This window comes from Tepidiforma sp. (genome assembly GCF_034432735.1).
In the GTDB taxonomy this organism is placed as follows: domain Bacteria; phylum Chloroflexota; class Dehalococcoidia; order Tepidiformales; family Tepidiformaceae; genus Tepidiforma.
Window position 1 is genome coordinate 1 of sequence record NZ_DAOUBJ010000051.1, and the last position, 6,760, is coordinate 6,760.

Consider the following 6,760-nt stretch of genomic DNA (forward strand, 5'->3'; position numbering starts at 1 on the left):
TCCCGTGGTCGACGTGCCCGATCGTGCCTACGTTGACGTGCGGTTTCGTCCTCTCGAATTTCGCCTTCGCCATGGATGGTTCCTCTCGCCCTCCGGGCCTGGTTTGGAACGGCGGCCCAGCCGCCGGTGATCCACACTGGAGCCCTCATCCGGATTCGAACCGGAGACCTCGTTCTTACCAAGAACGCGCTCTGCCTGCTGAGCTATGAGGGCCACCACCCAGCGGTTACCCGCCGGGACATTCAGGTTCGTTTGGTGGAGAGAGTAGGATTCGAACCTACGAAGCGCGAAGCGCGGCAGATTTACAGTCTGCTGCCATTAACCACTCGGCCATCTCTCCATGGCACCCCCGCCTGCTCGCGCAGCCGGGCCTTCGTGTTGGAGCCCGAGAGGGGATTCGAACCCCTAACCGTCCGATTACAAATCGGATGCGCTGCCGTTGCGCCACCCGGGCATCTCCTCCCGGGAACCCCCGCGGATTCCAACACAAAAACGATCCGCCGCAGCGGATCAAGCCCTAAGTATGAATCCGCCGCCGCGCATTGGCAAGCCCAACCGTCCCCTCGCATCGCTAGCTTGCCTTCCCATTATAGCCCGTGTACAAAGGTACCACGACAGCCTTCCCACAGGGTGCTCGTTGACATCCCTCGCCGCCGCCATCCAAATGTTCCATCACCGCTGGTCGGTCCCCACCGTCGCTCGCCTCTATCGCCAAGGCCCGCAACGAACAGCCGACCTCCAGCGCGCCTTCGGTGCCGCACGCGATACCCTCGGAGATACCCTTCGACGTCTCGAAAACGCCGGCGTCATCACCCGCGTGCGCGCCGGCAACACCACCCGCTGCGACCTCGCCCCCGCCGGACGCGCCGTCGGTTCCGCCTGCGTCGATGCCGTCGAAACCGTTCGCACCATGGACATCGTTCCGCTCGCACTCAAAAAGTGGCCCATGCTCGTCCTCGTCGCCGTCGGTCGCGGGGCCAGCCGCTATTCTCACATCGAAGCCGAGCTCCCTGGAATCACCCCGCGCGCCCTCGCCCTCGCCCTCAAAGACCTCCAGGCCGCCGGCCTCATCGACCGCACCGTCGAGCACACCTATCCACCCACCTCCATCTACCGACTGTCGGAAAAAGGCAACCAACTCTTTCCAGTCATGGACCGGCTCTGCCGTGCCGCCGCCGATGCCATGCCCGACGCCTAGACTGACTCGCCGAGCACACGGGCGGTATCCTGCCCCGCAATGAAGCGGCCGCTCCTCCTCACCCTCACCCTCTGGCTCCTCGGCGCCATCACCCTCCGGGCCACCATCCTCGCACCGCAGTACTGTCCGGCCATCTCCGCCCAAACCGCCCTCGACGCCGCTAAGCTCGCCGCCGCCTGGATCCAAGCCAATCAAAACCCCGACGGCTCCTACGTCTACGAATACGACATCCACGCCAACACCGACCTTCCCGGCTACAACGTCGTCCGCCACGCAGGCGTCACGATGTCCCTCTACCAGCTCGCAGCCGCTGGCGACCTCTCCACCATCCCCGCCGCCGACCGCGCCCTCCAATGGATGCAGCGCAACCTCTACCGCCACGCCGACTGGGCAGCACTCCAGGACCCCGCCAATGGCAGCGTTCGCCTCGGGGCAACCGCACTCATGCTCGCCAGCCTCCTCCAGCGCCGCATCGCCACCGGCGACCCCCAACACGACGTCCTCATGCGCCAGCTCGCTCGCGGGATGCTCGCACTCCAGCTTCCCGATGGCGCCTTTCTCAATCACTGGGACGTCCAAGCCCAACGCCCGGACCCCACCGAGCGCTCCCGCTACGCAACCGGAGAAGCCTTCTGGGCGCTCACCCTCATGCACCGCTTCTTCCCCGGAGAAGGCTGGGACGAAGCCGCTCGCCGCACCGCACGCTACCTGGCCGAAGACCGTGACCGCGTCGAACAGCTCCCCTATCCCCCATGGGCCGACCAATGGGCCGCTTACGGGTTCGGCGAAATGGCAACCTGGGGCCTCACCGACGCCGAAGTCCGCTACCTCCAATCGCTCGCTGCCCGCTTCGGATTGCTCGTCCGAACCGATTCCGCCCGCCGCGAAACCTGGTGGTCCCGGCGTCTCCACGGACGCTACGCCCGCGCAGCCGGACTCGGAACCTGGGGCGAAGGCCTCGCCGGACTCCACCGCGCGAGCCTCGCCGACCCCCGCCTCGCCCATCTGCGCCCATCCATCGAAGCACGCCTCGCCTGCGCCGCCGGCATGCTCCGCGACCGCCAGATCGATACCACCGAAGCAGACGCCACCCCCGACCCCCGCCGTGCCGCAGGCGCTTGGTTCACCGACGGCGTCACCCGCATGGACGATCAGCAACACGCTCTCTCGGCCCTCCTCCTCGCGTCGCTCATCCTCTCCGGAAAGGACCAGCCATGAACGACTGGCTCGCACTCACCGCCATAACCGCCGCCATCAACCCCATCGCGGCCGCCGCCAACTTCCCCGACCGGGTAGGCACCCATCGCACCCTCGCCCTCGCCGCCGTGGTGGCCTCGCTCGCCTACGCCGGCATCGCCGCCGCCGCGCACCAATTCCTCGACGCACTCTCGGTCGAACCCGCAACGTTCGATGTCGCGGCCGGGATTATCCTCGCCGCCTCAGGCGCATCGCTCCTCATCCTCGGACCCCGCCGATACCCAGCGCCGGGCGAAGCGTGGCAGGCGGCCCTCGCGCCGCTCGCCATCCCGCTCCTCGTCAATCCCGCCGGAGCCGCCGCCGTCATCGTCGTCGCTACCCGAACATCCACCAGTCTCGCCGCCCTCGGTGCCTTCGCCGCCATCGCCCTCGGCCTCGTGCTGGTGGCCGTCCGCGCGGGCAGGCATCGCGCACCCGCCGACGGCGCCAGCCGGCTCCTCGCAGCGGTCGCCATCACCATCGCCGCCGGCTTCGCCGTCGACGGCATACGCTCCATCTAGGTGACGCTGCCCCACCTCTGGTCGCCTCGGTTCACCCGTAGCGCCACCCCTGGGTACACTCCAAGGCAGACCACGTCACCCCACCACCGGAGCACGACCGATGGCAGGCCACTCGAAGTGGGCGCAAATCAAGCGCCAAAAAGGCGCCAACGACCAAAAGCGTGGCGCCCTCTTCACCAAACTCACCCGCGAAATCATGCAAGCCGCGAAGCAGGGCGGCCCCGACCCGGCCGGTAACTTCAAACTGCGCCTCGCCATCCAACGCGCCCGGGCCAACAACATGCCCAACGACAACATCGAGCGGGCCATCGCCAAGGCCACCGGCGGCGCACAAGAAGACCAACTCGACGAAATCATCTACGAAGGCTACGGACCCGGCGGAGTTGCCATCCTCGTCTCCGCCCTCACCGACAACCGCAATCGCACCGTCTCCGAAGTCCGCCACCAGTTCAGCCGCGCCGGCGGCAGCCTAGGCGAAACCGGCTCCGTCGCCTGGCAGTTCGAGCCTCGCGGCATCATCACCATCCCCCTCGACGGCCGCGATGCCGACGACGTTGCCCTCCAGGCCATCGATGCCGGCGCCGACGACGTCGAAGTCCAGGGCGACGTCCTCGAGGTCCGCACCGACCCAGCCACCCTCGAATCCGTCCGCAAGACCCTCGAGGCCGCCGGACTCCCCGTCGAAAACGCCGATTTCGCCATGATCCCGAAAACCACCATCGAGCTCGAAGAAAAAACCGCCCACCAGGTCCTCAGGCTCATCGAAGCCCTCGAAGACCTCGAGGATGTCCAGCGCGTCTACTCCAACGCCGACTTCAGCGACGACGTCATCGCCACCTACGCCGGCTAGCTGGCACCCTCCTCATCCGGCAAACCGCATCAGCACCACCGCCGCGTACAGCGCAAGAAAGAGCCCAACCGCATGAGCCACCCGTTCCATCTCGGCCTCCACCGTAAATAACGCCCACACTCACCGGCGAGTTCCTCCCGCCACCGAAAAATCCGGGATCTCCCCGAATCCGGCGACAGAGAGAGGGGAACCGCCAATCGCTTATACCCCGTGGCGGGCGCGATCCCGCCCCGGGATCGGCTGCAGCGACGCCCGGCACTCGAACACCCTGCCGAAATGGAAAATGAACGCCTCCGTCACCTCCCGCATCACCACCTGGCGGCCCACCTCCGACGCCATCGTCGTCACCTCCAAGTCCGCCATCCCGCACGGATTGATGAGCTCGAAATGCCCAAGGTCCGGGTCCACGTTCAGCGCGATCCCGTGCATCGTCACCCACCCGCGAACGTTCAAACCCACGAACGCGATCTTCCTCCCCTCCACCCAGACACCGCGCCCCCGCTCCGAACGCACTCCCCGAAGACCCCAGTCCGCGAGCACGCCGATAACCGTCTCCTCCAACCCGTGCACATAATCCGTAACGCCCAGGCCCCAGCCCTTCAGCGCAATGATCCCATACGCCACCAGCTGGCCCGGCCCGTGATACGTGATGTCGCCGCCCCGCTCCGTCTGCACGATCTCGATCCCGTAACGCTCCACGGCCTCCCGCTCTACCCGCAGGCTCGGAACTGGGTGACTTCTACCGAGCGTGAACACCGGCCGATGCTCCGTCAGAAGGAGCGTATCCACCCCGTTCCCCGCCCGACGTGCCGCCTGCAACCGCTGTTGCAGCCGGTGTACCTCACCGTACGTCGTCGTCCCCAAGTCATAGACCGCAACCGTGCGGCCATTCTCGGCCTGTTCAAGCGGCATGGCGCGCCTACCCCCAAAGGCGATACGGGTGCTCCACCAACGAGCGTACCCGAGCAAGGACACGACCCGCGTCTCCTTCCCCGAACATCGCACTGTCGTAACGCATCGTGATCGTGCCGCTCCCATCTCTCCCCGCGCCGAGCCCGAACGCCAGTCGACCACCAGCCAGCCGCGGTTCGAGGCGCTCGACCCCGATCGGAAGCAACGAAACCACCAGCCAATCGGCCCGCTCGAACGGCGCCCTACCCTCGGCGCGCGACTGCACCATCGCGCGGAACTCCTGCTCCAGCGGCTCGCTCACCGCGAACGAGCGGTCCGCCTCCGGCTCTACGATCACCATCCCCGCCACACCCACGCCCACGCCCGCCTCTGCCAGCGCCCGAGCGATAGCCCGCAACACCAGGTCCTCCACCCGCGGACGCGGCCCGAACGGCTGCCACTCGTCAGTCAGCGACTCGACCGCCTCCACGGCGCGTTCCCACGAGACACACACCTGAGCACTCAGAACCTCCGCCCCGGCCTCCGCCTCCTCCGCGATCCGCTCGAACCGAGCCGTCGGCCTGCCATCCGCCTGCGCCAACGATGGGGTAGCCCCGTCTTCGGAGCCCGAAACGGATTGCCCCGTCGAGCTGCCGTGTGGACCGCCCATCGGGGCAGTCTCGGTCGCCTCCTCTTCCCAGAGCGGAAGTCCCGGGATCGCTCCTCCCGGCTCCGGCAGCGGCTCGGCTCGACCCGGAGCAACGCCAGCTCGCCGTGGGAACGGCACCACCGCCCCCGAACCCACATCCGATCCCTCGCGGCGCCTATCAGCCCCTTCCTCTATCGCCGCTGCCCCGGTTCCATCGGCAGTACCATCCGCTCCGTCTGCCACCTCCCCCACGTGCCCGAAGAGATCCTCCTCCGGTCCTTCGGCCTGCTGAACCGCCTCACAGCCGCCGATTGGCCGGGCATCCTGCGGTTCGGCCGCGCGCAGCACCTCCTCGGGGGGCACCGGTTCGCCAGGCCCAACGATAACCCCCAACACCGTCCCCTTCCGCTCGATGCTTCCTACCGGTCGTCGGTGTCGCAGCACCCCAGCCCGTTCCGCCTCGATTTCCACCGCCACGTAGTCGCACTCCAGCCGACAAACCAGGTCCCCCGGCGATACCTCGCTCCCATCCGGGCGGTACCACTCCGCTACCACGCCCCCGACCATATCCCGACCAAGGTCCGGCACCGAAACCAGAGCTGCCACACGACTCCCCCGAAAGGATGTCCCTCGATCGAAGATTCGACGATGCAGGGCCGCGACCCGAGCCCCGCACCACCCCCTACCCGTCCGGAGGCGTGACAGGGTCGTGACTGCCCGGTAGAGCCCTCAGCTCTCGGTTTCGTCCCGCTCCCCTACCCGCAGAAGCCGCGGCAGGCCGAACGCCACCACGACCCCCAAAAGACCAATCACCCCGGCAACCGCCAGGCCCCCGCGCTCCGCCACAGCTCCCCACACCAGCGACACCACACCTGCCACCAGCAACACGGCCGGCCCGAAACGCCCGAACAATCGCTTGCGGCCCATCCCAGCGATGACCAGCTCAGTTGCCCGTCGACGAAACAGGCACGTCAGCCTCTTCCGAGCCTTCCCCCGCGCTCTCGATCACTGCGTAGTCCTCTGCCCGGAGCGGCTGCAGTTCCCCCCGGCGGTACTGCTCGTAAACGCGGAACAAGACGTCCTTGTGCGGTCGAACCCGGCCAATCGGGCAGGCCGCCCAATCCTTCTCCGATTCGTCGCAATAGCCCAGTCGGTGCTCCCCGCACTTCGGTTGGAGCATCCGCCCGAGCATCGGCTCCACCTTCATCACCTCGGCCCGCATCAACGCCGCCACCTTGCGAAACTCCCACTGCGCCCGCGTACACAGCCGCAAGTCGCAAATGTGCAGCAACGACTGCAAGTTCACCGTTACCTTGAAATTCGTGTTCGTCGCGTTCGGCAAGAGGAAGCGCGCATCCTCGGCCGGGACACCAGCCTCCACCATCCGCTCGTACAGCTCGCCCACCTCCTCGAAC

General features: G+C 67.2%; 8 protein-coding genes and 3 tRNA genes. 4 read left to right on the top strand and 7 right to left on the bottom strand.

The window, feature by feature from the left end; translation table 11 throughout:
* Window positions 1-137: 137 nt before the first annotated feature.
* The 3 genes from VAE53_RS05500 to VAE53_RS05510 all read right to left on the bottom strand — a co-directional run bounded on the left by VAE53_RS05500 (window position 138) and on the right by VAE53_RS05510 (window position 454).
* A tRNA-Thr gene (locus tag VAE53_RS05500) sits at window positions 138-213 on the bottom strand.
* 40 nt (window positions 214-253) lie between these two features.
* Window positions 254-340 (bottom strand) — tRNA-Tyr (locus VAE53_RS05505).
* A gap of 39 nt (window positions 341-379) precedes the next feature.
* Window positions 380-454 (bottom strand) — tRNA-Thr (locus VAE53_RS05510).
* A 183-nt stretch (window positions 455-637) separates the two neighbouring features.
* Here VAE53_RS05510 and VAE53_RS05515 point away from each other — a divergent pair.
* The 4 genes from VAE53_RS05515 (at window position 638) to VAE53_RS05530 (ending at window position 3,805) form a co-directional block, all read left to right on the top strand.
* On the top strand, window positions 638-1,198 hold the full coding sequence (locus tag VAE53_RS05515) for a winged helix-turn-helix transcriptional regulator (RefSeq protein WP_322818368.1): 561 nt from the start codon (window positions 638-640) through the stop codon (window positions 1,196-1,198).
* Between the two features lie 39 nt (window positions 1,199-1,237).
* Entirely contained in the window at window positions 1,238-2,416 is a 1,179-nt protein-coding gene (locus VAE53_RS05520; RefSeq protein WP_322818369.1) for a hypothetical protein, read from the top strand.
* Window positions 2,413-2,955 (top strand): hypothetical protein, encoded by a 543-nt coding sequence (locus VAE53_RS05525; RefSeq protein WP_322818370.1) that lies wholly within the window; start codon window positions 2,413-2,415, stop codon window positions 2,953-2,955. Before VAE53_RS05520 ends, VAE53_RS05525 begins: the two co-directional genes overlap by 4 nt.
* Window positions 2,956-3,055: 100 nt before the next feature.
* Window positions 3,056-3,805: a YebC/PmpR family DNA-binding transcriptional regulator gene (locus VAE53_RS05530; RefSeq protein WP_322818371.1), complete on the top strand. Its 750-nt coding sequence runs from the start codon at window positions 3,056-3,058 to the stop codon at window positions 3,803-3,805.
* A gap of 201 nt (window positions 3,806-4,006) precedes the next feature.
* Here the strand turns inward: VAE53_RS05530 and lipB are convergent, their stop codons facing one another.
* The 4 genes from lipB to VAE53_RS05550 form a co-directional block, all read right to left on the bottom strand.
* Entirely contained in the window at window positions 4,007-4,717 is a 711-nt protein-coding gene (gene lipB / locus VAE53_RS05535; protein WP_322818372.1) for a lipoyl(octanoyl) transferase LipB, read from the bottom strand.
* 7 nt (window positions 4,718-4,724) lie between these two features.
* Entirely contained in the window at window positions 4,725-5,951 is a 1,227-nt protein-coding gene (locus VAE53_RS05540) for a biotin/lipoyl-containing protein (RefSeq protein ID WP_322818373.1), read from the bottom strand.
* Window positions 5,952-6,074: 123 nt separating this feature from the next.
* Window positions 6,075-6,272 carry a hypothetical protein gene (locus VAE53_RS05545; protein WP_322818374.1) on the bottom strand — a complete coding sequence of 66 codons (198 nt, stop codon included), beginning with the start codon at window positions 6,270-6,272 and terminating at the stop codon, window positions 6,075-6,077.
* A gap of 16 nt (window positions 6,273-6,288) precedes the next feature.
* Window positions 6,289-6,760: FAD-dependent thymidylate synthase (locus tag VAE53_RS05550; RefSeq protein ID WP_322818375.1), on the bottom strand; the 472-nt coding region annotated here is incomplete at its 5' end.